Below are 22,455 nucleotides of genomic sequence, written 5' to 3'. Positions count from 1 at the left end.
CCGATTTCTCTTTTATTTATGTATTTAAAATGGACTTAGGTCGGCAATAAATTCTACCAGACTGTCAATAATCGTTTTATTCTCATTATTATATGCTGGAGTATTGTGCTCCTGTTCTTCCTCGTCTTCATCCTGCTTCGTTAGACCATACATCTTAAGAAGATCCTCTTCACTGAATTCTTCCTCGTCCTCCTCATCGTTTTCTTCCACTTCAGCTGCGGGCGTTTCAGTTTCTGTCAGTTCTTCCTGGGAAAAATCTGCATATGCTGTTACCGAACCTGGCTGAATTGTTTCAATGATTCCCTCCCATTCGGTTTCACCGTTTTTTACACGCACTTCATGCCTGCCGACATCCAGTCCTGTAACGGATTCGGGTGTTTTGCCCCTGTACTTTCCGTCAATATAGATCGGAAGTTCCGATGGGTTTGATTTTACAATAAGCAGCTTCCCTATGTCGCAGACGGGAGTCAGGGTCATTTTAAAGCTGAGTCCGCCTGCCGGGATGTTTATTGTTCCGTTGTATTCGGAATATCCTGGTTTGAAGATATATATTGTGTGGTCTCCTTCAGCAATCGGGTTCAATACAATATCCGAGTCTCCCACATACATCCCGTCTATGTAGATCTCTGCAAAATTAGGGATTGTTTTTACCTCCATCACCGTTGGCTGCCTCATCTCTTCCATATTTGCAAATATGGTTGTGATTTCACCTGCCTTGATCTCGATTTCGTCTTCGTAATTATATAATCTGTCTTCAAAAGAGGAACTGTTGGGATCTGATCCATCGATCTCTTTCCAAAGCTGGAGGTGGTAGATCCCCGGGGCAAGATTTGTAAAAATGTCGTCAGTTTCCCCGATGAATTCATTTCCGAGGTATACGTCCGCCTCGCTCGGGTATGAGCATATAGATAATGTGCCGTTGGTGGGTATTTTACTTAAATAGAAATTAATCTCGTTGAGCATATCGGGATAAACTGCTGCAGTTTGTGACTGATTTCTGTATCCGGATTTTGTCAGGATTACAATGTGATTTCCGGGTGTTACGCCGTTGATCTGAAGTCCCTTATTAATCTCTGTGATGCCGACAAAATTCCCGTCTATGTAAACTGAAGCATTTCCTGGCGTTGAATAGATCCTTAATGCTCCGTTTTTTGGCAGAATATTTACTGTAACTTCGTCTTTCTGGAGGAGTAACATATCTGCCGAAGCCTTGATACTGTCTTTGTAGTACACCTGAATTGTATAATTGCCGTTGCTGATATCCTCTGTATCTATATTTAAACTAAAGTTTCCTGAATAAACTTCTTTGGCTGCGTAATAGGTGGGTTTTTTATTATTGTTGCTGTAAATCCTGAAATCAAGTATTTCCCCGTCATTAAGGGGGGCTGTTCCATACAGGGTCAGAACGTCTCCCTGGTGGATTGATCCCGGTGCATAATATAGTGTGTAATCTGCTGAATTTTCTGCATATGCCGGACAAATAGTCAGTATGCTGATTATTGGAATCAATAGCAGGGCAATTATGCGTTTTGTATCCACCCTGGATCTGCTGATCTTTTTTCCCGGTGATCCTGTATGGGTTGCAGACATTTTCTTCTATAGTAATATTTCCACAGTTATCAATATATTTTTCCTATCTGATCTATTTTATACTTAAATTAGGTATTCTTCATGTGTATGTCTAATTATTTTAAATAAAAAAATATTTTTAGATGAGTACTAACATATTTATTGTTATAAGTATAGATATTTCCGTACAGTTTATGCGGATCTTCAGCAGTCTGTCGGCATCGTTTGCGGCATTTGTATATCCGGGCAAAAAACGGGGAATTAGATGAAAAAACATGTTATAGCTGTTTTAATAGCAGTTGCCATCCTGTCGGGAATCTTTTTTATCGCTCCGTGTTTTTTTGATAGTTCGCCTGGCAGTGAAGACGCCACATTAAAAAGCGTTCAAAATCCTGATACAGGCAGTATTCACAGGGAAAACGTTTCCCATAATGAAACGACTGAACCATCCGGTAATGATTGTGAAGATTGCTGTCTCGTGGAATCAGGGGATAGATCCTACGGGGTAATGTCAATCGATGATGAATACAAGGAGGAGAAAGAGGAGACGATCAATGCAAATCCCGTTGTGTCATATGCGACAGAAAACCCATCTGTAGGGAAGACTGATTTTAATGATGACATTCCTGATTCCTCGGGGAGTGGGGAGAATCTGAGCGGATATATTCCTTATTTCGGCGACGAGAGGGATCAGGGTTTATGCGGCAACTGCTGGGTATGGACATGTACAGAGATTGCAGAGATTGAGTACGCCGTTCAAACCGGAAATAAAGAGAGATTTTCGGTCCAGTACTTCAATTCAAATTACAAGAACGGTACAGGTTCGGGAGCATCGGCTTCCTGGGCATGCTGTGGTGGAAATCTCTTCTCTTTTACAGGATTTTATGACCTGAATGATCAGAAAAAACTGATTCCCTGGAACAATACCAAAGCCAGGTACTATGACCTTCTGATCAAATGCTCGGATGGTGCATCCAATATGCAGTCCGCTTTAATTTCGGAAGATCCGTCCGTACCATTTGAGTCAGTGGCTCCTTTTACAGTCCAGACCTGGGGGATTTCACAATCCGTGGCTATTGATACGATTGAATCGTATATCGATCAGGGCAGGGCTCTTTATGTCTCTTTTGAATGGGTGAGCGGCGAAGGTTTCGATCAATGGTGGTCTTCGGAATCTGAGGAGTCCGTTTATGATCCAATAGGAGATATGGGAAACGGAACTCCTGACTCGGCGCATGCGGTTACGCTTATCGGTTATAATGAAACTGCATGGCTTCTTCACAACAGCTGGGGGACATCGTCCAATCATCCCGACGGAACTTTCTGGATGACTAAAGATTTCGATTATAATGCCGGGAGTCTTCTTTTCCCATCCGATACGTATGTGAATTTTTACGGTTTTGAAATAACCGGGCTTACGGAGACTGCACCTGATCTAATCAGGGAATATACATACGGCGGAACGAATGCTGATGCGGCATACGGTATCGTCAGTGCGTCGGATGGCGGTTATGTCCTTGCCGGTGAAAAATCGAGCAAAAACGGGAATTATCCGTTAAATTACGGCTCATCCGATACATGGATGGTGAAGACAAATTCGTCCGGATCTGTGGAATGGGAGATAAATTATGGCGGTTCCGGAGATGACACTGCCTTTGCAATAATAAAAACCTCAGATGACGGCTTCCTAATCGCCGGGTCCACATCAAGCAATGATATCAATATATCCGGAAATAACGGAGGCGTCGATGCACTGCTCCTGAAGACCGACAGCAATGGCGTATTGCAGTGGCTGAAGGTATATGGCGGTTCCGGCGACGATTCCTTCAATGATATAGAAGCGGTTTCAGGAGGGTATCTTGCTGTGGGAGAAACAAAAAGCAGTGGCGGAGACGTTTCTTCCAACAATGGCGGGGGGGATGCATGGATAGTAAAAGTTGACACATCAGGTGATATACTATGGGAGAATACATACGGAGGTTCTGCAGATGAGAGTATCAGTGATATTATCCTGCCCGGCGACGGCACCCTTCTTGCATCAGGAAGTACAGCAAGTTCGGATGGAAATGTTTCTTCAAACAACGGCGGTGAAGATGCCTGGATAATTAAAACCGGTTTGTCGGGAGATCTGCTGTGGGAGAACACATATGGAGGTTCGGGTGATGAACAAGCCTTGGGAATCGGTGTGCTTTCAGACGGATCTTATATTGTTGCAGGATCGGCTGAAAGCAGTGACGGGGACGTTTCCTCTAATAATGGCTGTGATGATGTCTGGTTATTTCGTATAAATTCCTCCGGCAGCCTGGAATGGGAGAAAAATTACGGTGGCTCCGGTAACGATGCAGCAGCCTCGGTTCTTGTCCTCGATGATGACTACATTCTGGTCTGTGGCGCGACCGGAAGTTCTGACGGCGATGTCGCCGGAAACAATGGGGATACGGATGTATGGCTCATTAAGACAGATTCATCAGGAGATATCGTATGGACCGGATGCCACGGCGGTCAGAAGAAAGACCTGATCTATGAACTTGTTCCTTCCGGTTCTGTCAACGGTTTTATTGGCGGAGGATGTACATTCAGCAGTGACGGCGATGTTTCTTTCAACAATGGCGGCGGCGATCTGTGGATTGCAGAATTCGGGTATCCCGATGAGAATCCGATGCCGGACCCGACTGTTACTCCAACGCAGAGACTGACCGTCACACCAACCCCGACAGAGGTTTATACGAAGGTATCGGGAGAACCTTCTTCTACTTCGGTAGATCTTCAGGCAATAATACGGGTCATGTCGGAGAAAGATTATACGGCAGATACGGGTATTGAAGGTGGTGAACAGGAATCAGACGGTCAGCAAACTGAGACTCCTCCCTATATAAACGCACAGAAGGTAATCGGAGGGACTGGAGATGATTTTGCCACATCTGTAATTGCCGGTTCGTCAGGATTTGTTGTTGCAGGAACAGTTGACAGCGATGAGGGAGATATCGAATCAGAGAATGGCGGTGCAGACATCCTCCTGGCAGGTTTCGATTCCGGACTTGATCTTGTATGGCAGAAATACATTGGGGGATCGGGTGATGATACTGCAGTATCTATTGTAAAAAGCGGAGATGACTCTCTGGTAATCGCGGGAACCACTTCGAGCAGCGACGGGGACATTCCTTTGCTTCACGGGGGCAGCGATATCCTTCTTGCCTGTACTGATGGAAAAGGGGATATAAAGTGGGTGAAGTCGGCCGGAGGAAGCCTGGATGACAGGGCATCTTCAATGATTATGACTGATGACGGAAATTTCATCGTCGTCGGTGAGACCTGGAGTTCTGACGGTGATATATCCTTTGAAAACAGGAGAAATCTTGGTGAAGGCGACCTTTGGGCCGTCTGTTTCGACTCCTCCGGAAACCTGGTGTGGGAGAGGCGGCTGGGGGGAACAGGATATGACAGTGCTTCAGCAGTTGCGCCTGCACCCGGGGGGGGCTGTACAATTGCCGGTCAAACCCGGAGTTATGATGGTGATCCTTCAGGAAACAACAAACACTATGGAGAAAGCGACATATGGGTGATCAGGCTCGACAGATACGGGAGAATAATCTGGCAGAAGACTTTCGGTACTTCAGGCGAAGATGGAGCTACGGATATTGAACTGTCGGGTGACGGTTGCTATATAATATCAGGATATGCCGCAGCCGGAGACGATGATGCGGCCGGGTCATACGGAGGATCTGATGCATTGATTCTGAAGATCGATTCTTCCGGAAAACTGTTGTGGAAGAGATCGTACGGAAGTTCGTCAAGTGACCTTGGAATAGCTGCAGAATGCTGCAGTAACGGAGATTTCGTAATTGCAGGTGTATCATTCAATAAGCCCGGGAATATGTCCTCATGGGGGGATTATGACGGGTGGCTTATAAGACTTGATCCTTCTGGAACGGTTCTGTGGGAGAAAGATTTCGGGAGTTCCGGCGAAGACTGGGGCTATGACATTGATTACTGCGCCGAAGAAAGAGAATTTATCATTGCCGGGATGACCACCGGCCTGAAAGATCATCAGGGTAGTTCAGACAGTGACCTGTTGCTGGTAAAAATTGATGATGGGTCTGCAGACTGATTTAAACTGACGCCGCATCCGCCGTATAGTTTAACTTTTCCTGCAGGTTTTGTGTTGCCTCTATTGACCGGATAATCGAGATGATCTCTGCCTGATCCGCCTCTGCATTGGTATTGAGTTCCAGATTTAGCAGAGGAAGCGCGTTCTCACCGATCTTAATGAGCGTTATTGCTGCCTGCTCTTTTTCTGTGTCGCTTCCGGTATTTACTATCTCTATAAGATCCGGAACAGCTTTACTGCCCATCAGTGCCAGTGTATTTGAGGCCCAATCACTCTCGTCTTCATTATCTGAACCAAGCTCTTTGGTGAGAGGTTCGATCGCAGGTTCTCCTATATATACAAGAGCTACGGCTGCGTAACCCGAAGCCTGCTGATTCCCTGAAGAAAATACATTGATCAGGGGATTTACCGCTGCCTCACCGCTGCCTGCAAGTTCTTTTACAGCCGATGTCACCGTATCCTTGTCCTCTGAATACAGGTCTTCAATATACCTGGAAATTTCACTATTGCCCTGCCCTGACGAACCGGTACATGCAGCTGTAAAAATGAATGCTGTGAGTATCAGTATTGAAGCGATATGGATTGCCCTGAATTTCATTGCACAAATTTTGTCCTGCCAGCTGAAAAATGTTCATGATGAACGGGGTAGAGGGCGGCTCCTGAATTTTTGAGCCGCCGGACTTAGGTTCCGAAATCACATGGAACTCTTATTATGCATAAACTTCGATTAATTTTTAGGAGTTTTTTATGAGTGAGCAAGAGATTGAATGCCCCAAATGTAAAAACAAATCAGTTTACATTGAACATCCCGATGAGTATGAAGTCTGGCTTAAATGCAAGGAATGCGATTTTTTCCTTGGAATGAGCGCTGATGAATGGCACCGGATACACAACAGCCCCAACCTTGATTCTAAAATAAAGAAAATGTATGAAAAAGAGCCTGGCAAAACTGCCGGTTCGGACAAAAAATGCAGGCTCTGCGGTGCCTCAAAAGGAGAGAAGGGATTTTTATGCCTGTGCGACAAATGCTGCTATAAGCTCCTGATCCTGGTTATAGTCATAATGGTTATAGGATCGTATATGGTCTGGATAGCTTTATTATAATTTGCATAATATATTCAAAATTGTTTTTTATTGAACCGGATTGTTAGATCTATTAACCTTCATCACTGTCAATATTAATAAATAAACAGGATAAACTCTCTTCAAGCGGACAGGTTATTGTTTTCGTGTCTTTACCGGAAATTCAGATTCAGTCCAGCATTTCAGGTACCGGATATATCATATGGAATACAGCAGTGTTTCGATTGCAGGAAAAAGGCGGCACAATGAGGACTCCTGTTTAGCTTCACAAATTAAGGACGGCCTTCTTATGGCGGTTGCCGACGGTATAGGAGGTCATGCTGCCGGTGATGTGGCATCACGCATAGCCATAGATACCCTGCGTTCAGAGTTCACAAAAAATTACAGGGCGGGCATGAGTGCCGCTGAAATTGAAAAGTTATTGAGAAATTCATTTGCCATGGCCGATGAAAATGTCAGCACAATGGCCGTAGGAGACAGAGCCGGAATGGGTACAACGCTCGTTGCCGCATTTGTCCGTGATTTGGAAGTTTTCATTGCAAATACCGGGGATTCAAGGGCTTATCTATTTAACGGAATGCTAAAGCAGATTACCGTGGATCATTCTCTTGTTCAGGAACTTGTGGAAAAAGGAGCAATAGATCCTGAAAAAAGAAGAACTCATCCTATGAAGAACGTAATAACAAGATCTATCGGCGGAGATTTTTCAGTAGATCTGTATCATATAGGGATCAATTCAGGAGAGGTTCTTCTTTTATCCAGCGACGGTCTTCATGATTATATAGAAGATGATGTTATATCGAAGGGGCTGAATTCAGAGGAAACTGCGAACGGAACCGCCAGACTACTTGTCAAATCCGCAATGCCCGTCTCGGAGGACAATATTTCGGTTGTTGTTTTGAAAAGATAAGTTATGTAATAGTTGAAAGTGAATTGATTCATTAATCAGGGAGTGATAAAAATGAGCGGTGGTATTAATGACAAAACAATTGCGATATCTTCGGATCCGGATTTTTATGAGGATCTCTCGGAATACCTGAATGTCCTGTCAAATCCTACAAGGCTCAGGATCCTGAAGCTGATTGAAAACCACCCGAAAGAGGTTCGCGAAATCGCAAGAGAGATCGATACGAGCTATGAAAATACAAAAAAACATCTAGATAAACTGCTTAAGACAGGTGTCATAAAGAAAGAAGCCGGGATGGGCAGGCAGACCTCAAAAGGAGCACTTCCAGTCTGGAAATATTCACTTATCCCCGGCGGAATGGAAGGAATTATCCGCAATCTCAGCATTTTTTCAAATATCGATGTAAGGATAGGACATGAGGAGTTAAACGCCAAACTGGAAGAGGTCAGGAAACTTCTTTCAGAGGACAACAGCACGGGTGTCCCTTTGATAGTCGTTCTTGGTGGCGAATGCGACGGGGAGGCATATGCCTTAAAGGAAGACGAAATCCGGATAGGCCGTGAAGACAACAAATCCCCTGAATTCAGTAATTCCGATAATGCGATAGTTCTTCCCAACTCCTATGAAGCAGTAACAAGGGTGAGCAGGCCGCATGCCAAATTTATCAACCGCAAGGGGGACTGGTTCATAGAAGACTGTGGAAGTACGGGGGGTACATATATCAATAATACAAAGATTCAGGCCTGCCGTGAGACATCCATCATTGACGGAGATATGATCGATCTTGCAAGAGGATCGAAAGGAGCAAGAATCATCTTCAATCTGACTCATAAAGACACACCTGAATAATAACTCTCAAAATATAACCCGTACGGATGACGAAACAGAGGACAGAATAATCGATGAAAACGGTGAGAGGGGATAATGAAATAACGCGAAGGATTACCTGCCTGAGTTGTTGCTCTCTGCATATGGTTATTTTATTTCTTTTCCTCATGCTTCTTGTCTCACCGGTTGCAGCAGCAAATAATAACAGCAGCAGTGAAGGAATTATAAATCAGACAGTCACAAACAGCATTGCTGCAGCAGTAGCAGGAGCTGAACCGGGTTCTGTACTGTTGATCGAGAGCGGGGAATGGGGGGGCAATTTCGTAATTGATAAACCGATCTCCCTCCTTGGAATGGACAGCGGGACGGGAAAACCGCATATTATTACCAAAGAGGGGCTTGCCGGGATTACAATAACGTCGGATAACGTAACCATCGAGGGATTTACAATCTCTGGCGATGCCGACTGCGCAGTATGGATTGAGGGAAACGATACGATAATCTCCGACAACACCTTCCTCGGAACTCCGATAGCAATAAGCATCATATCCGGGGACGGGCTTTCGTTTTCAGGGAATTCCATAAACAACCACAGTGTCGGCATATACGCGGATAAGAATGTTTCCGGTGTTATAACCCTGAATAATTTTGACAACAGGGTGAATGCGAAATCCCTGACGACGACCCTGAACTGGTCCTCGGACAATTCTTCGTATCTTTACGAAAATGAGATCTATAATTCGTCTTTGGGAAACTACTGGGACGATTATAAGGGGAGCGATGATGACGGAAACGGCATAGGCAGTACTCCTTATATGCCCTATACCTCGGCATCGGATATCCGAGATGCCGTGGGCTCTGATTTTATCGGTTCGCTCTCTGATGAAGGAGTAAAGCAGATCTACGAAGGATACTGGAAAGGTCTTTTCAGGAATGAAAATTATGTAAAAGATAAATATCCGCTGATATCTGAAAATTCAATGTATGTAGTAGTCCCGAAGACAACGCAGGCCGATATCATTACTGCAGGCGGTGTCAACGGTACGTCGGGACCGACGGGAATTCCGATTATACAGCTGCCGGAGAATATTTCTATAAACCTGAGCGTTCCCGGCGGGAACGGTAATACTTCGGTTCAGGCTACCCCGGGTGGTACTGGCGGCGATCCGGCCAGAATCGAGCCGATGCTCTCCCTGCAGAATCCGTTTGAGATCGTTTTTGTTATGGTTCTTATTGCCGGGGTATTTGCCGGATTAATCGGAATTTTGGGAAAATTCGGGAGAATCTATGGTTTGAAAGGCGGCAGAAAGTATGAAGTTGCCTTTATGGGTCTTGCCTTTGGCGCCATGTCTATTGCCCTGCTTTACACCGTCGTATCATATACTTCAAGGCTGATATACGGATTTATCGACTACGGGATGATTCAGGTTGCATTCATATTTGTTACCGCATATCTGATTATGTCCTCCGCATTTCTGGCATTCGGTCTTCTCAGCGGAAGATTCCCATTAAATATCTACCGCCTCCAGAGCCCTGTTGCAATTGTGGCAACAGTTCTCCTGGGAATATCCATATATACGGTACCTGTTGAACTAGGTCCGGTAACCGGGATGGCATATCCCGCAGCTCTGCTGCTTTCAATAGTTCTTCCGCTTGTCTTCAGACATCGTTTCAAATCACTGGTTATGAGGTGGTATGCAGAGAAAGGAGATGTCACGGCCTCTTCGTTCGATCCTGATTCGACTTCGCTCTTCATGAAAGAGGAGGATATTATGAGTTCATCGCTCTCGTCTTCCTATTTCCCGGAAAGTCTCCATGATAAATACAGCGATGTCGAGTTTATCGGAAAAGGAGGGATCGCCAGGGTTTTTAAAGCAAAACGGCGAAAAGACGGAGTCGTGGTGGCGGTAAAGGTTCCGATAAACTTTGACGAAACTACCGGAAGGCTGTTTTTGAAGGAGATGAGGATCTGGGAAGGACTGGAGCATCCGAACATTGCTAAACTTCATTCGGTAAATATATTCCCTGTCCCTTATGTAGAGATGGAATATCTCGAAACGCCTCTGTCGGCTGTTGAAAAACCGCTCCCTCCCGTGGAATCGTTAAGAATAATCTATGATGTTGCAGAAGGGCTTTCTTATGCGCATTCGAGGGGTATAATTCACCGTGACATAAAACCCCAGAACATTATGCTTTCAGCAGACAAAACCGCAAAGATTACCGATTGGGGGCTCGGGAAGATAATGTCGGACGGAAATGAAACGACTATTATAGGATTCTCCCTGAATTACGCGGCACCGGAGCAGGTCGCTCCGAAGACCTTCGGCTATCCCGACGAAAGGACCGATATATACCAGCTTGGAATTGTGTTCTATGAGCTGATAACCGGAAAAAAACCATTCTCCGGTTCGGGTGTTGCAGAGGTTACCGACGAGATCCTGCATTTGCAGCCCGTTGTTCCTTCGAAAGCGGGAGCCCGGGATGATCTCTTTGACGATGTGGTCATGAAATGCCTTAATAAGAACCAGGATGAGCGTTTTTCTTCCGTAGATGAGTTTAAAAAATTCCTGACCGGGATTGTCCTTCAAAACGATGGTCTGAAGGAATTCTTTAAAGACGTTGAACCATCAGGTTAAATGAGTTATCCGCTGGCATATTATTCATTTATATTAGCCCAAAAGAATCTTACTATCAGGGTTGAGAGGATAAGAATCTTCGATGACACCGGAAAGGATTGATCAAAATGAGGAGGTGGTAACCGGCAAATATGCATGGTAATACCAGGAACCTGATAAGTCAGTAGAAACATATTCCGTATCAAACGGAAAATTAAATCACCAGTCAATGGCTGCCTTCAGGCAACCTAAATCAGCAACCAATAATTGGCAACCAGATACGCCCCATCTGCGAAGCACAACGGGAAAAACCACGTTTCAACTCCAATCCCGGTTGTGCCGGACAGGTACAGATAATAATACAATACAAAATATAATAGAATCCCACCAATCCCCAGAAAAAAACCAGACAAAACCACCGTGGTGAAAAATTCACCACACCCCCTCCTTTTCTGGTTCCAAAGGATCGCATTTTTGATATTTTCAATATTTTTGCTTTGTCAGTTTCTGACTCAGTTTAGTATGGAGGGGCTGGAAATGATCGTTTTAAATAAAAATTGGTTGGGAGCTTAAAAACAAATCGCAGTTCTCCCCTTTTATTTGTTAACAAGGAAAGAATAGGCGGAAAGTGCGGCTTTTGCACCTTCTCCCGAGGCAATAATTACCTGCTTGCTCTTGGTATCGGTAACATCGCCGGCTGCAAAGACGCCATTATGTGATGTCCTGCCGTTGTTGTCTGTGATGATCTCTCCGTTTTCATTGAGATCGACGAAGCCTTCAAGGAATCCGGTATTTGCATCATGGCCGATAGCGAGGAAGAGACCGTCTGTTTCAAGTTTTGACTCTTCGCCAGTGTCTCTTTCTTTAATTGTAACTGCTTTGAGCATATTGTCCCCCTCAAGGGCGCTTACAGTGTAGTTTTTATAAGTTGAAACATTCTCAAGCCCCTCGTACTGGCTGGTGTATACCTCGTCAGCCCTGATTTTGCTTCTTACTATAAGGTTTACGTGTGTGGCAAGTTTGCTCATTTCAATGGCTGTCGTGACTGCGTAATTTCCTCCTCCGACAATTGTCACAATTTTATCGCGGAAGAGCGGACCGTCGCATGTGGAGCATATGCTGATCCCGTGGCCGATATATTTTTCTTCATCTTTTATTCCAAGCCACCTGGGTTTGACACCTGTTGCAATAATCACCGATTTACCTTCAAATTTCTGCCCTGATACCGTAGTGATGACGAATTTTCCGTTACTCTCCTCAATCGATTCGGCCCGGTCTATCTCGATCTCAATATCCTCATTCCTGACCTGCTCTTCAAATTTCTGCATGAGATCGCTTCCGGATATTATACGGAATCCCATATAGTTTTCAATTGCCCAGGATTCCAGGGCCTGTCCGCCTATGTCCTCTGTAATTATCATGCATCTGAGCAGCTTTCTCGCTGCATATGCAGCTGCTGTAAGCCCTGCAGGTCCTCCGCCAAGAATAATAATGTCGATTTCACCTTTTTCTCCGGTATCCCCGAAAAGTTCGTTCAGTCTCCTGACGTCATAGCCTACGATGACCTCGCCGTCGATTACAGTTACAGGTACTGCATACTGGCCCGAGAGTTCAACCATCTCTTTGGCTGCTTCAATATCTTCTCCCACATCAATATTTTGATATTTTATTCCTTTTTTGTCAAGAAACGCCTTGAGCAGTCTGCAGTACTGGCACTGTTTTGTCGAGTAAACTTTTACATCCGGCATAGTAACTGCTTTTTCCATCAATTTATTTAAATGTGTCACGAAAAAAGAATTTGAATTTGTATAATTTGCCGGTTATTCGATCTCTTTAAACATTCTTCCGGGAACTCCGCATATGGGGCATGTGTCGGGCACTGAGTCAAACACTATATTCCCGCATACAGGGCATAAGAATACTTTGGAGATCTCGAGGTCGTTACCTCCGGCAACTGCCTCGAGCGCCCTGCCATAGTTTGTTGCATGGACCTCCTCGGCCTTCATTGCATGAGTGAATATCGTTGCAGCTTCCTTGTCATTTTCCTTCTCGGCATCTTTGATAAACGAAGGATACATGGAGGTGTACTCTGATGTCTCTCCTTCAATGGATTTCTTCAGGTTTTCTTCGGTTGAATTTACCTGCTGGAGGAGAAAGAGGAGTCTCTTGGCATGAATTGCCTCTGCTTCAGAGGCAGCCCTGTATAGTTTTGCAACATTTGAGTAGCCCTCAGCATCGGCTTTTTCCGAAAATATTTTGTATTTCCTGTTTGCCTGGGATTCGCCTGCAAAGGCTTCTGCCGCATCATCTTTCGTTGTCATAAAATCTTCTCCTTTTGCTTTAATTCCATAATTGAGCTTAATATTATTTATTTCATGCGGAGATGACTAAAAAAAGAAAATAAGATTATTCTTCCATTGTGGAGAGATCACCCGGGTCCTCTCCCATCTCCTGGGCCTTGAGGACACGTCTCATGATCTTTCCGCTCCTTGTTTTCGGAAGAGATTCGACGAATTTAATCTCGGCCGGCATTGCAATAGGGCCGAGCGTCATCCTTACATGGTATGTAAGTTCGTTCGCAAGCTTTTCACTCCCGCTGTATCCGTCGATCAGGATTACGAAGGCCTTGATGATGTTGCCTTTTACAGGGTCCGGAATGCCGATAACGGCGGCTTCGGCAACAGCCTCATGCTCTACAAGAGCGGATTCGACCTCTGCAGTGCCGAGGTTGTGGCCTGCGATTATTATGACGTCGTCAGATCTTCCTATGATCTGGATATATCCGTCATCGTCCTTTACCGCAAGATCGCCTACTACATAATAGTCCTTTATCTGCGTCCAGTATTGCCTGTATCTTTCATCATTACCCCATACGCTTCTCATCATCGAAGGCCACGGCCCTTTTATGACGAGAATGCCTGTTTCTCCTGCCTTCTTTGAATTTCCTTCTTTGTCAACGACATCGGCGACAACGCCGGGGATCGCTTTTCCTGCATATCCGGGTTTCATCTTTTCGCCGACGAGTGTTGTGACCATGTGCATTCCGGTTTCGGTCTGCCACCATGTATCGACGATCGGCGTCCTGCTCTTCCCGATAACTTTGTAATACCATTCGAATGCCTCGGGATTGAGCGGTTCCCCGACAGATGCGAGTATCCTCAGGGAGTCGAGATTATATTTTTCAGGCCACTTCTCACCGTGTCTCATGAACATCCTGATTGCAGTCGGTGCTGTATAGAGGATCGTGACGCCGAAGTCCTCTACCATATCCCACCAGACTCCCGGATCGGGATAGTCTGGTGTTGTCTCGCTGATAAGCAGGGTTGTTCCGAACAGCAGGGGGCCGTATATGATGTAGCTGTGTCCTGTAATCCATCCGGGATCGGCAGTACACCAGTGGACATCGCTGGGTTTCATATCGAGGACATACTTGCATGTGTAATATGTTCCGACCATGTAGCCGCCGCAGGTATGAAGGATACCCTTTGCCGTGCCTGTCGTTCCGCTTGTATAGAGAATAAACAGCGGGTCTTCGGAGTCCATGACCTCGGGTTCGATGAAGTAATTCCTCTCCTTCATGAGATCGTAGAAATCGATCTCAATTTCAGAGTAGAGTTCGGTCCGTGGCCTGGTCCGCCTGTGGACGATGACCTTTTCAACCGATGTGTGGACTATCGCCCTGTCAACTATCGATTTGAGATCGATTCTTTTGCCTCTCCTGAAACTGGCATCGGATGTAATGACAAATCTCGATTCCGAATCCCTGATCCTTGAATGCAGTGACTCCATCCCGAATCCGGCAAATACAACGTTGTGGACCGCGCCTATTCTTGCGCATGCAAGTATTGCAATGATCTGTTCCGGTGTATTCGGCATGTATATGCAGATCCGGTCCCCTTTACGGGCGCCGAGACTTTTCAGGCCGTTTGCAAACCTGCATACCTCCCTGAACAACTGCCGGTAGGTAATGATCCTTTCGCTGCCGTCATCACCTCTCCATATGAGAGCCACTTTGTTTCTTTTCTCTGTATTTAAGTGCCTGTCAAGGCAGTTGTGCGTGATATTGCATTTTGCACCTGTGAACCATTTTGCATTCGGATAGTTCCATTCAAGAATCTGGTCCCATTCTTTGAACCATTCAAGCTCTGATGCTATCTCAGACCAGAATTTTTCCGGATCTTTCAAAAATCTCTCATAGGCAGTCTGGTAGTTGCCCAAATTGGACATTTCCCGGTATTCTTCCGCAGGGATATATCCATGGCTGAGATTTGTTTTTTCCTGACTGGTTATGGTATCATACCTCCTTTGATATTCTACATAATTAATAGTGTAAAATAATAAAACACTGTCGGTCGAACCACGTATCGACAATCAACGAACAGGGGGGACAAGATTTCAAAAAAACCATTCCATTAATGAACTTTCGGTAATATATCTGAATTATGACGGTTACGGGGGATCGATGAAATCTATAAAAGAGATCAGGGATACCGACAGGCCGCGGGAAAAAATTGCCCGGCTTGGTGTTGAAAATCTTTCAAATAATGAGCTTATTGCTGCAATTATCGGCCGGGGCATCTCGGGGCGCGATGTAAATGCAATATCGGCAGATATAGAGAAACTGCTTAAAGAAAAAAGAGGAAGACCCTCCTATAATGAATTCCTTGAAATAAACGGAATTGGGACGACCAAAGCCTCGCAGATGGTTGCTGCATTCGAACTTGCGAGAAGATACTCCGGCGGGAGCACCTATAAGATTGAAAAGCCGGGAGATGTCCTGCCTCTTGTAGATCATCTCAGGTCGAAAAAACAGGAATATTTCATATGTATGACCCTTAACGGGGCGGGAGAGCTTATTGAGCAAAGGATTGTGACGGTAGGCCTCCTCAACCACAGCCCTGTCCACCCGCGAGAGGTATTTGCCGACGCCATAACAGACAGAGCGGCATCAGTTCTTTTCGTTCATAATCACCCTTCCGGAAGCCCCGAGCCGTCAGTTCAGGACGTCGATATCACGAAAAGGCTGTACGAAGCGGCTGAAATTCTTGGAATCGGGGTTCTGGATCATATCATAACCGCAAAAAGGGGATATGTCAGTTTTAAAGAGCGCGGGCTTCTTTAGGAATATTTTTCTTTATTCTCAGTTATTTCGCTGCACATCCGGAAACTCTTGTTGTATGCCGCTTCCATGATATCTGTCCTTGTAGTTATGTCTTTTACTTCGTCCATATTATTCTGGAAGACCCCGTCATAGTACGGGCAGTCTATAATGTCGCAAAAAGATTCGGTCGTGAGTTTTATCCCGTCGAAATCGTTTTTTATGTTCATTCCGCCGATTGAAAGGAGAAGGGTGCGTCTCCATTTCTTTTGCTCTTTCGTTATGAGAGGCTGGTTTCTTTTGTATTTGGCCATAAAATAGACCTGAAAACGATCCATAAATGACTTGAGCTGGCCGGGAACTCCCATGGTCATGACAGGGGTTGCGATAATCAGCCCGTCCATATTTTTGAAACGCTGGAGAAAGGGTGAGAATTCGTCGTTTATGTAGCAGGAATCGTTCTTCTCGCAGTAGTAATACTCCATGCATCCTGAAAAACTGAGATCGCATACATTTACCCGTGCAACGCTGCATCCTGCATCTTTTGCACCTCTCGTCGCCTCTTCCAGAAGTTTGCCTGTATTTCCTTCGGGAAGCGGACTTCCCATCAGTGCAATTATTTTTACAGTCATATCTTCTCATAAAACCTTTATTTATTTAAAATTGGCCTCTGTCAAAACACATAAATAGATTGCATCTAAATCAAAATCTGAGGAAAAGAGTTATGGCAGAAGTGAAAAAAGTGAAATCGGGTGAAAAGGTAGGTCCCGGGAAATACGTCTGTGTTGACTGCGGTTTTGAGTTCGAGATAAACGATACCGAACAGGATCTCCGAAAATGCCCAAAATGTGCTTGCGAGATGTACCAGTGTTTCCCGATTACGCATATCCGGCCTGATATAAAAACTCCCGAAGATGCAAAGAATCCTCCCAAGAGATAAAATCAATTTTAGGAGCTAAAAGCATGGTAAATGTAAAGAGCGAAGGAGAGGTATTTGTCTGCGAAATATGCGGCAATGTAGTGAAAGTTATTGAAGTCGGCGGCGGCGAACTTGTCTGCTGCGGCGAACCTATGACTCTCCAGGAGGAGTGAAAGATGTCAGATATGAATGATCTGGAAAAGAAAATTGGTAAGATCCCCGTAATCTTCAGGGAACTTGCCGAGAAAAATCCCGAGCTTCATGACAAAATACTGGCGCTTGACAACCTGATATGGGACGACGGTGCCCTTTCAAGGCAGATCAAGAAGGTTATCGCCATTTCAATTGCCGCAGCGCTTCGTGATGAGCATGCTGTACAGGCACAAATTGCAGGTGCAAAGAAGCTTGGAGTAAAGAAAGAAGAAATTGAAGAAGGTCTTCGTGTTGCATTCCTGCTCTCCGGAATGCCCGCCTATGCTTACGGCAAAGCAAAACTCGAAGAGACCTATAAATAAAATTTTGGAGGCAGAATCATGTGTGAGGATGTTGAAATGGACAGAGGTCCAAGGTTACCCGTTCTTGGAGAAAAAGCTCCTGACTTTCAGGCTGTTACAACTCACGGCCCGCTAAAGCTTTCGGACTTCGAGGGTTCGTGGGTCATATTGTTCTCCCATCCCGCCGACTTCACCCCGGTTTGTACTACTGAATTCATGGGCTTTGCAGAGATCTATGACGAGCTGAAATCACTCAATACACAGTTAATCGGTCTTTCGATCGACAGTGTTCATTCACACCTGGCTTGGGTAAGAAACATCAAAGAGAAGATGGGAGTGGAGATCCCGTTCCCTGTAATTGCGGATCTCGATATGAAGGTCGCGAACCTCTACGGAATGGTGCAACCCGGACAGAGCAGCACTTCAACTGTAAGAACCGTATTCTTCATCGATCCTGTGGGAGTACTTCGTGCAATGCTGTATTACCCTCTCTCAAACGGCAGAAACATGCAGGAGATATTAAGAATGCTCCGTGCTTTCCAGGCCAGTGACGAGCATGGCATAGCAACTCCGGCAAACTGGCAGCCGGGCGATAAAGTAATCGTTCCGCCGCCTGTAAACCAGAAAGATATGGAAAAGAGGCTCTCCGAAGGGTACGAATGCAAGGATTTCTATCTCTGCTTCAAAAAACTCTGAATCCCTAACCCAAAATCCTTTTTAGTTTTCGTTTCAAATTAAGCTTAATAATATGGATATATCCGTACTGGCAATAGCCGGCAGTCCAAGGCGCCACGGGAACTCCGAAGACCTCCTCGATTATGTAATCGGGTATTTATCAGGCCACCCGGGCATAGTGGTTGAAAAGATAATACTCTCGAAGATAGAAGTAAATCCGTGCAGGGGCTGCAATGCCTGTGAAAAAGAGGGCATATGTGTTATCAATGACGATATGAAGATGCTCGAGGATAAGATCACAGGAGCGGACGTGATCATCTTCTCATCACCTATATTCTGCATGGGACTGTGTGCGCAGGTAAAGGCCCTGATTGACAGGATGCAGGTATTCAGGTCGCGGAGATATGTTCTCAAACAGCCGATAATCCCTACTGAAAAACGGGGGAAAAAAGCTGGCCTTTTCATCTCAACCGCGGGGCAGGACTGGGACTGGGTATTCGACGGGGCGATCCCCTCCGTAAAATGCTTCTTCCATCTCGCGGGGATCAGGGACAAGGACATGTTTTACCTTATGATAAATAATGTCGATAAAAAAGGAGAGATAAGGGCGCACCCTACTGCAAAACAGCAGGCATTAAAGGCATGCGAAGATATCGCAGTGCATATCCGCAGACTGAGAGAGGAGTGAAAAGAATTGACTGTAAGCGTACTTGGAATATCTGGCAGCCCCAGGATCAGAGGGAATACAGAGAAGCTTCTTGATGCATTTTTGAAAGGTGCGGAAGAAGCCGGCGGAGATGTAGAGAAGGTTCTGCTGAAAAAACTCAGTTTCAGGAGCTGCATGGGCTGCAATAAATGCCACAAGACAGGTGTCTGTATCGTGAAGGATGACCTGACGCCCCTGCTTGAAAGGATCGCAGAGACAGATGTCCTCGTTCTTTCATCTCCGATATATTCGATGGGAATTACATCAGAACTGAAGGCTCTAATCGACAGGGGACAGTTCCTCTGGGCCAGGAAGTTCGTATTGAGGAATCTTGAATTCAGTGCGGAGCACATCAAGCTTCATAAAGGCATCTTCATCTCGACAGCGGGTCAGGATGCCGACAATGTTTTTTTGGGAGCCTATCCCGTCCTAACTGCTTTTTTCAACGATTTCGGGATAGATTATTATGAAAATATAACCGTGAAGGGAATGGACAGGTGGGGGGGAATAGAGGGCCACCCCGATGCACTGCCAGACGCGGAAAAAAAGGGTGCGGAGATTGTGAGGATGATGGAAGATCTGAAGAAGAGTACGGCAGCAGAAAAAAAGGAATCCCTGTAATCCCAACAGTAACGGAGCTTATATAATGAACAATATATTCAAGAAAACACTCCCTGATGAGACAATTATGAAAGCCGGGGAATACAGGAGAAGAAAGGTTAAACTTCTCGAACAAATTGACGAAGAGACGGTGAAGGTTCAGGAGGAGATAGACAATCTTTCCCTCTTCTCCCTGAAACTCAGGTATACTACTCTCATAATTGCACTGGCTGTCATTGCCCTCATAGCGGTCTTTATTCAGTCTCCTGTAAATTTCTTTATATACTGGCTGGTTTCCTCATTTGTGTTTCTTATGTTTAATCCGTTCATATTCCTCCTTCCGACAGGGCGTGAGAGAGGGGTTGAATCGGCCAGGAACAAGGATTTCAGTGCCCGCGGGATTGTCGGGGATCTAAAAGGCAGCATGAAGGTGGTAAAGAAAGAAAAGAAATTTTTTGCCGAATTCGGGTGGAAACTCTTTTTTATAAATTGTCAGCCGCTGGCACCCGGGTTTATAGGAATTTTTCTTCTCAGCATGATCTTTGGAGCCATGCTTTATTTCTGGAACATCTTTGACAGGTTTACCTTTGGAATGCTTCTCGTACAGTGTTTTGCAATCATTGTGTTTTATACGGGAATATGGTTCGTTAAACCGTATTCGGATGAATTCCTTTCATATCTGCTGGGTCTGAAGGTCCGTGCAAAAAAGAGTTATCATACCGGATTTCTGACTTTTTTCAAATATATCATGATTATTGCGGTACTTGCGGCAGTTGCCGGAGTTGTTATGCTCCTTGCACTTCTTCTTCCCGGGTTTACACTCGGCAGGATCCTGGAAGGCGGCTCAGAAGAGGAATTTAAAATAATATTCTTCGTTATAGTCCTGATATCACAGGTAATACTGGTAAGGTATATTCAGGGAGGATCAAGCAGGAGAATCGTGGAAAATTTCCTCAAATTAAAGCTACTGTTTCTTGAAAAACTGCGCAGCAAAATGTATTCCATCGAACCTGAAGGATTAAGTGATGATGACGGGATTGACCCTGAAGACAGTGAACTGCTGTTCTCGGCAGAGAGGTCAGCTCTTGAAATGAACCTTCTTAGGACGGATTATCACAATTTTGGAGGGTACTTCCCCGTGTGCCTGATCTCCCCGAATACCAAGATGCTGCTCAAGCTCTACCAGTATTATCCGGGGGAAACAGGTGAACAACCCTTATAAACAATAATTTATATCATTAAGTATGCTATAGATGCCCGTAGATATTTGACGGGCGGATATCGGAAGAGGTGTGTATAAGTGAGGTTAGGTTATTTCAAAAGAGCACTGTTAGTAGTGCTGATTTTGATCTTCACGTGTGTATTTTCCGCATCTGCGGTCCTGCTGGAGACAACGGTGTCCGGTGAAGTTACTAAGATAAACGAAGCCGACAATGTGATTAAATTACATACGAACGAGGTATGGAATGGCGAATCATGGGTTATGTACTCGGTGACTTCCCTCGATAAACAGGATCTCACCGGTTCCGTTCCGGACGGAGATATCTTTGACTATCTCCAAACAGGTGATATTATCCAAGGGACGTTTACGGGAGATGAGGTATCTACAGTGATATTTGTAACAGTAGCCCGTGTCGAACGTCCTGATTCAAGCTCAAGATATCTTTCCGATTCCTGGGGCGATCCGTCACTGCTGGTATCCCCGTTTTTCAATAATTTCAAGATATCATATGAGATGACAGCCGACTGCAATGAATGCACCGGATCGGTCTGCACGGCAGATTCATCTGATGTCAGCGTATCACAGGGATGGCAGGGACAGAATTATCTCACAGAAACAACGATGGTTCCCGGTGAGAAATATATATTTACGAGTCCCGAAGGCTGCCAGTCGGAGCTTGCCGTAACTTTTGTGGAAGGGCAGGCTTCAGCTGATGTGTGCAGCAGGGCACTGGTGGAGGGACCCCAGCCTTTTTCGGACTTTGCCATTCACGTCGTGCAAAAAGGAACTGAAACCGGAGTGACTGTTACGCCGTCCTCCACCATAACCGAGACAGTGACAACTTCAGCTACAAAACAGCCGGAGGCGACACAGTCGCCGGGCTTTTCAGTGGCAGTGGTTGTTATCGGAATAATGGCAGCACTTTGTTTAAGAAAATAATCTAATCAAATTTTTACTTGTACTTCTCAACAGCGTTGTCCCAGATTCTCTTTGCTCTTTCGATGTCCTCACTTAGGAACATGCTCATATATAAGCCGTAAAATAATGTGATAATGAGATCGGCCATTTCGTAAATATCTATATTATTTCTGATCTTTCCTTCATTTTGAATACGTGTCAGGTATTTGATGAAATATTCCCTGTCATCTTTCCCGTCTTCGACCAGAAATGATTTGATCTCTTCGTCATTTACTGCAAGATTCATGAGTTCGAAAGGAAGAATAAATCCGAATTTAAGATATTCCGTAAATAAATAGAAGAGTATCTCAAAGATGTCCTGACCCTCGCTTTTCTTCATTCTGTGGGTCATGTCACTCTCGAATTCCTGCCTGTAATGCTGGGTTGCCTGGGTAAAAAGGTCCTTTTTGTCTTTAAAATATGTGTAGATTGCACCTTTGCTTATTCCGAGTTCAAGTGCAATATCATCCATTTTGGTAGCCCGAAAGCCCTTTTTCCAGAATAATCCGAATGCCGCTTCAAGGATCCTTTTTCTTGCTTCTTCCTTGTATCCGGGTACTACTTTGGGCATACTCTTACACAATTATGTTCTGTTTTTACTTAAATAACAGTCGTAAAAGTGACCATAATTTTTTTTAATGAACAATGGTCAATATTGTTGTATAAATGATGTA

The 22,455-nt window shown here is 45.0% G+C and carries 21 protein-coding genes; 14 read left to right on the top strand and 7 right to left on the bottom strand.

The window, feature by feature from the left end; genetic code table 11:
- Positions 1 to 24: 24 nt before the first annotated feature.
- The gene (locus MPET_RS13300; protein WP_013330552.1) at positions 25 to 1,590 is read right to left on the bottom strand and encodes a PEGA domain-containing protein; all 1,566 of its coding nucleotides are present in this window, start codon (positions 1,588 to 1,590) and stop codon (positions 25 to 27) included.
- Between the two features lie 244 nt (positions 1,591 to 1,834).
- Between MPET_RS13300 and MPET_RS13295 the strand changes: the two genes are divergently transcribed.
- Entirely contained in the window at positions 1,835 to 5,677 is a 3,843-nt protein-coding gene (locus tag MPET_RS13295) for a C1 family peptidase (protein WP_013330551.1), read from the top strand.
- 1 nt (position 5,678) lies between these two features.
- On the opposite strand, the gene MPET_RS13290 is transcribed toward MPET_RS13295, so the two are convergent.
- Positions 5,679 to 6,275 carry a HEAT repeat domain-containing protein gene (locus MPET_RS13290; RefSeq protein WP_013330550.1) on the bottom strand — a complete coding sequence of 199 codons (597 nt, stop codon included), beginning with the start codon at positions 6,273 to 6,275 and terminating at the stop codon, positions 5,679 to 5,681.
- A gap of 149 nt (positions 6,276 to 6,424) precedes the next feature.
- Between MPET_RS13290 and MPET_RS13285 the strand changes: the two genes are divergently transcribed.
- From MPET_RS13285 to MPET_RS14705, 4 genes are all read left to right on the top strand, one after another.
- Complete coding sequence (locus MPET_RS13285; RefSeq protein WP_013330549.1) at positions 6,425 to 6,781, top strand: hypothetical protein; 357 nt, start codon at positions 6,425 to 6,427, stop codon at positions 6,779 to 6,781.
- Between the two features lie 181 nt (positions 6,782 to 6,962).
- Entirely contained in the window at positions 6,963 to 7,670 is a 708-nt protein-coding gene (locus tag MPET_RS13280) for a PP2C family protein-serine/threonine phosphatase (RefSeq protein ID WP_013330548.1), read from the top strand.
- A 51-nt stretch (positions 7,671 to 7,721) separates the two neighbouring features.
- On the top strand, positions 7,722 to 8,516 hold the full coding sequence (locus MPET_RS13275; RefSeq protein ID WP_013330547.1) for an FHA domain-containing protein: 795 nt from the start codon (positions 7,722 to 7,724) through the stop codon (positions 8,514 to 8,516).
- A gap of 122 nt (positions 8,517 to 8,638) precedes the next feature.
- Positions 8,639 to 11,131, top strand: a complete 2,493-nt coding sequence (locus MPET_RS14705) for a protein kinase domain-containing protein (RefSeq protein ID WP_052297266.1) — start codon at positions 8,639 to 8,641, stop codon at positions 11,129 to 11,131.
- Between the two features lie 575 nt (positions 11,132 to 11,706).
- Here the strand turns inward: MPET_RS14705 and MPET_RS13265 are convergent.
- The 3 genes from MPET_RS13265 to acs form a co-directional block, all read right to left on the bottom strand.
- The gene (locus tag MPET_RS13265) at positions 11,707 to 12,858 is read right to left on the bottom strand and encodes an FAD-dependent oxidoreductase (RefSeq protein ID WP_048130870.1); all 1,152 of its coding nucleotides are present in this window, start codon (positions 12,856 to 12,858) and stop codon (positions 11,707 to 11,709) included.
- A 72-nt stretch (positions 12,859 to 12,930) separates the two neighbouring features.
- Positions 12,931 to 13,431 (bottom strand): rubrerythrin family protein, encoded by a 501-nt coding sequence (locus MPET_RS13260; protein ID WP_013330544.1) that lies wholly within the window; start codon positions 13,429 to 13,431, stop codon positions 12,931 to 12,933.
- Positions 13,432 to 13,516: 85 nt separating this feature from the next.
- Positions 13,517 to 15,400: an acetate--CoA ligase gene (gene acs, locus MPET_RS13255; protein WP_048131179.1), complete on the bottom strand. Its 1,884-nt coding sequence runs from the start codon at positions 15,398 to 15,400 to the stop codon at positions 13,517 to 13,519.
- Between the two features lie 172 nt (positions 15,401 to 15,572).
- Here acs and radC point away from each other — a divergent pair, with 172 nt between their 5' ends.
- Positions 15,573 to 16,232, top strand: coding sequence for a RadC family protein (radC, locus tag MPET_RS13250; RefSeq protein ID WP_013330542.1), 660 nt, complete (start codon positions 15,573 to 15,575; stop codon positions 16,230 to 16,232).
- On the opposite strand, the gene MPET_RS13245 is transcribed toward radC, so the two are convergent.
- Positions 16,229 to 16,840 (bottom strand): flavodoxin family protein, encoded by a 612-nt coding sequence (locus MPET_RS13245; protein WP_013330541.1) that lies wholly within the window; start codon positions 16,838 to 16,840, stop codon positions 16,229 to 16,231. The two genes, radC and MPET_RS13245, sit on opposite strands and share 4 nt — an antisense overlap.
- A 92-nt stretch (positions 16,841 to 16,932) precedes the next feature.
- Here MPET_RS13245 and MPET_RS13240 point away from each other — a divergent pair, with 92 nt between their 5' ends.
- The 8 genes from MPET_RS13240 to MPET_RS13205 all read left to right on the top strand — a co-directional run bounded on the left by MPET_RS13240 (position 16,933) and on the right by MPET_RS13205 (position 21,763).
- Entirely contained in the window at positions 16,933 to 17,148 is a 216-nt protein-coding gene (locus tag MPET_RS13240) for a zinc ribbon-containing protein (RefSeq protein WP_013330540.1), read from the top strand.
- A 23-nt stretch (positions 17,149 to 17,171) separates the two neighbouring features.
- A complete protein-coding gene (locus MPET_RS13235) occupies positions 17,172 to 17,300 on the top strand; it encodes a desulfoferrodoxin FeS4 iron-binding domain-containing protein (protein ID WP_013330539.1) in 129 nt (42 codons plus the stop codon).
- Positions 17,301 to 17,303: 3 nt separating this feature from the next.
- A complete protein-coding gene (locus tag MPET_RS13230; protein WP_013330538.1) occupies positions 17,304 to 17,642 on the top strand; it encodes a carboxymuconolactone decarboxylase family protein in 339 nt (112 codons plus the stop codon).
- A 36-nt stretch (positions 17,643 to 17,678) separates the two neighbouring features.
- A complete protein-coding gene (locus MPET_RS13225; RefSeq protein ID WP_187287561.1) occupies positions 17,679 to 18,317 on the top strand; it encodes a peroxiredoxin in 639 nt (212 codons plus the stop codon).
- A 52-nt stretch (positions 18,318 to 18,369) separates the two neighbouring features.
- Positions 18,370 to 18,984, top strand: coding sequence for a flavodoxin family protein (locus tag MPET_RS13220; RefSeq protein ID WP_013330536.1), 615 nt, complete (start codon positions 18,370 to 18,372; stop codon positions 18,982 to 18,984).
- A gap of 6 nt (positions 18,985 to 18,990) precedes the next feature.
- Positions 18,991 to 19,623: a flavodoxin family protein gene (locus MPET_RS13215; protein ID WP_013330535.1), complete on the top strand. Its 633-nt coding sequence runs from the start codon at positions 18,991 to 18,993 to the stop codon at positions 19,621 to 19,623.
- Between the two features lie 25 nt (positions 19,624 to 19,648).
- Complete coding sequence (locus MPET_RS13210) at positions 19,649 to 20,824, top strand: hypothetical protein (protein ID WP_013330534.1); 1,176 nt, start codon at positions 19,649 to 19,651, stop codon at positions 20,822 to 20,824.
- A gap of 78 nt (positions 20,825 to 20,902) precedes the next feature.
- Positions 20,903 to 21,763, top strand: a complete 861-nt coding sequence (locus MPET_RS13205; RefSeq protein WP_013330533.1) for a hypothetical protein — start codon at positions 20,903 to 20,905, stop codon at positions 21,761 to 21,763.
- Positions 21,764 to 21,776: 13 nt separating this feature from the next.
- Here MPET_RS13205 and MPET_RS14700 read toward each other — a convergent pair whose 3' ends face one another.
- Positions 21,777 to 22,352, bottom strand: a complete 576-nt coding sequence (locus MPET_RS14700; RefSeq protein ID WP_013330532.1) for a TetR/AcrR family transcriptional regulator — start codon at positions 22,350 to 22,352, stop codon at positions 21,777 to 21,779.
- Positions 22,353 to 22,455: the final 103 nt, after the last annotated feature.

The organism is Methanolacinia petrolearia DSM 11571, assembly GCF_000147875.1.
GTDB classification, from domain to species: Archaea; Halobacteriota; Methanomicrobia; order Methanomicrobiales; family Methanomicrobiaceae; genus Methanolacinia; species Methanolacinia petrolearia.
The sequence above is the reverse complement of the archived record's forward strand: the minus strand, read 5'-3'. Positions and strand labels throughout refer to the sequence as shown.

Bases quoted from the DNA above. Each gene is read 5' to 3' on its own strand.
- MPET_RS14700 (WP_013330532.1), bottom strand. From the start codon at position 22,352: ATGCCCAAAGTAGTACCCGGATACAAGGAAGAAGCAAGAAAAAGGATC.
- MPET_RS14705 (WP_052297266.1), top strand. From the start codon at position 8,639: ATGGTTATTTTATTTCTTTTCCTCATGCTTCTTGTCTCACCGGTTGCA.
- MPET_RS13210 (WP_013330534.1), top strand. From the start codon at position 19,649: ATGAACAATATATTCAAGAAAACACTCCCTGATGAGACAATTATGAAA.
- MPET_RS13290 (WP_013330550.1), bottom strand. From the start codon at position 6,275: ATGAAATTCAGGGCAATCCATATCGCTTCAATACTGATACTCACAGCA.
- MPET_RS13225 (WP_187287561.1), top strand. From the start codon at position 17,679: ATGGACAGAGGTCCAAGGTTACCCGTTCTTGGAGAAAAAGCTCCTGAC.
- MPET_RS13235 (WP_013330539.1), top strand. From the start codon at position 17,172: ATGGTAAATGTAAAGAGCGAAGGAGAGGTATTTGTCTGCGAAATATGC.
- radC (WP_013330542.1), top strand. From the start codon at position 15,573: ATGAAATCTATAAAAGAGATCAGGGATACCGACAGGCCGCGGGAAAAA.
- MPET_RS13230 (WP_013330538.1), top strand. From the start codon at position 17,304: ATGTCAGATATGAATGATCTGGAAAAGAAAATTGGTAAGATCCCCGTA.
- MPET_RS13285 (WP_013330549.1), top strand. From the start codon at position 6,425: ATGAGTGAGCAAGAGATTGAATGCCCCAAATGTAAAAACAAATCAGTT.
- MPET_RS13280 (WP_013330548.1), top strand. From the start codon at position 6,963: ATGGAATACAGCAGTGTTTCGATTGCAGGAAAAAGGCGGCACAATGAG.
- MPET_RS13240 (WP_013330540.1), top strand. From the start codon at position 16,933: ATGGCAGAAGTGAAAAAAGTGAAATCGGGTGAAAAGGTAGGTCCCGGG.
- MPET_RS13300 (WP_013330552.1), bottom strand. From the start codon at position 1,590: ATGTCTGCAACCCATACAGGATCACCGGGAAAAAAGATCAGCAGATCC.
- MPET_RS13275 (WP_013330547.1), top strand. From the start codon at position 7,722: ATGAGCGGTGGTATTAATGACAAAACAATTGCGATATCTTCGGATCCG.
- MPET_RS13295 (WP_013330551.1), top strand. From the start codon at position 1,835: ATGAAAAAACATGTTATAGCTGTTTTAATAGCAGTTGCCATCCTGTCG.
- MPET_RS13245 (WP_013330541.1), bottom strand. From the start codon at position 16,840: ATGACTGTAAAAATAATTGCACTGATGGGAAGTCCGCTTCCCGAAGGA.
- MPET_RS13265 (WP_048130870.1), bottom strand. From the start codon at position 12,858: ATGCCGGATGTAAAAGTTTACTCGACAAAACAGTGCCAGTACTGCAGA.
- MPET_RS13260 (WP_013330544.1), bottom strand. From the start codon at position 13,431: ATGACAACGAAAGATGATGCGGCAGAAGCCTTTGCAGGCGAATCCCAG.
- MPET_RS13220 (WP_013330536.1), top strand. From the start codon at position 18,370: ATGGATATATCCGTACTGGCAATAGCCGGCAGTCCAAGGCGCCACGGG.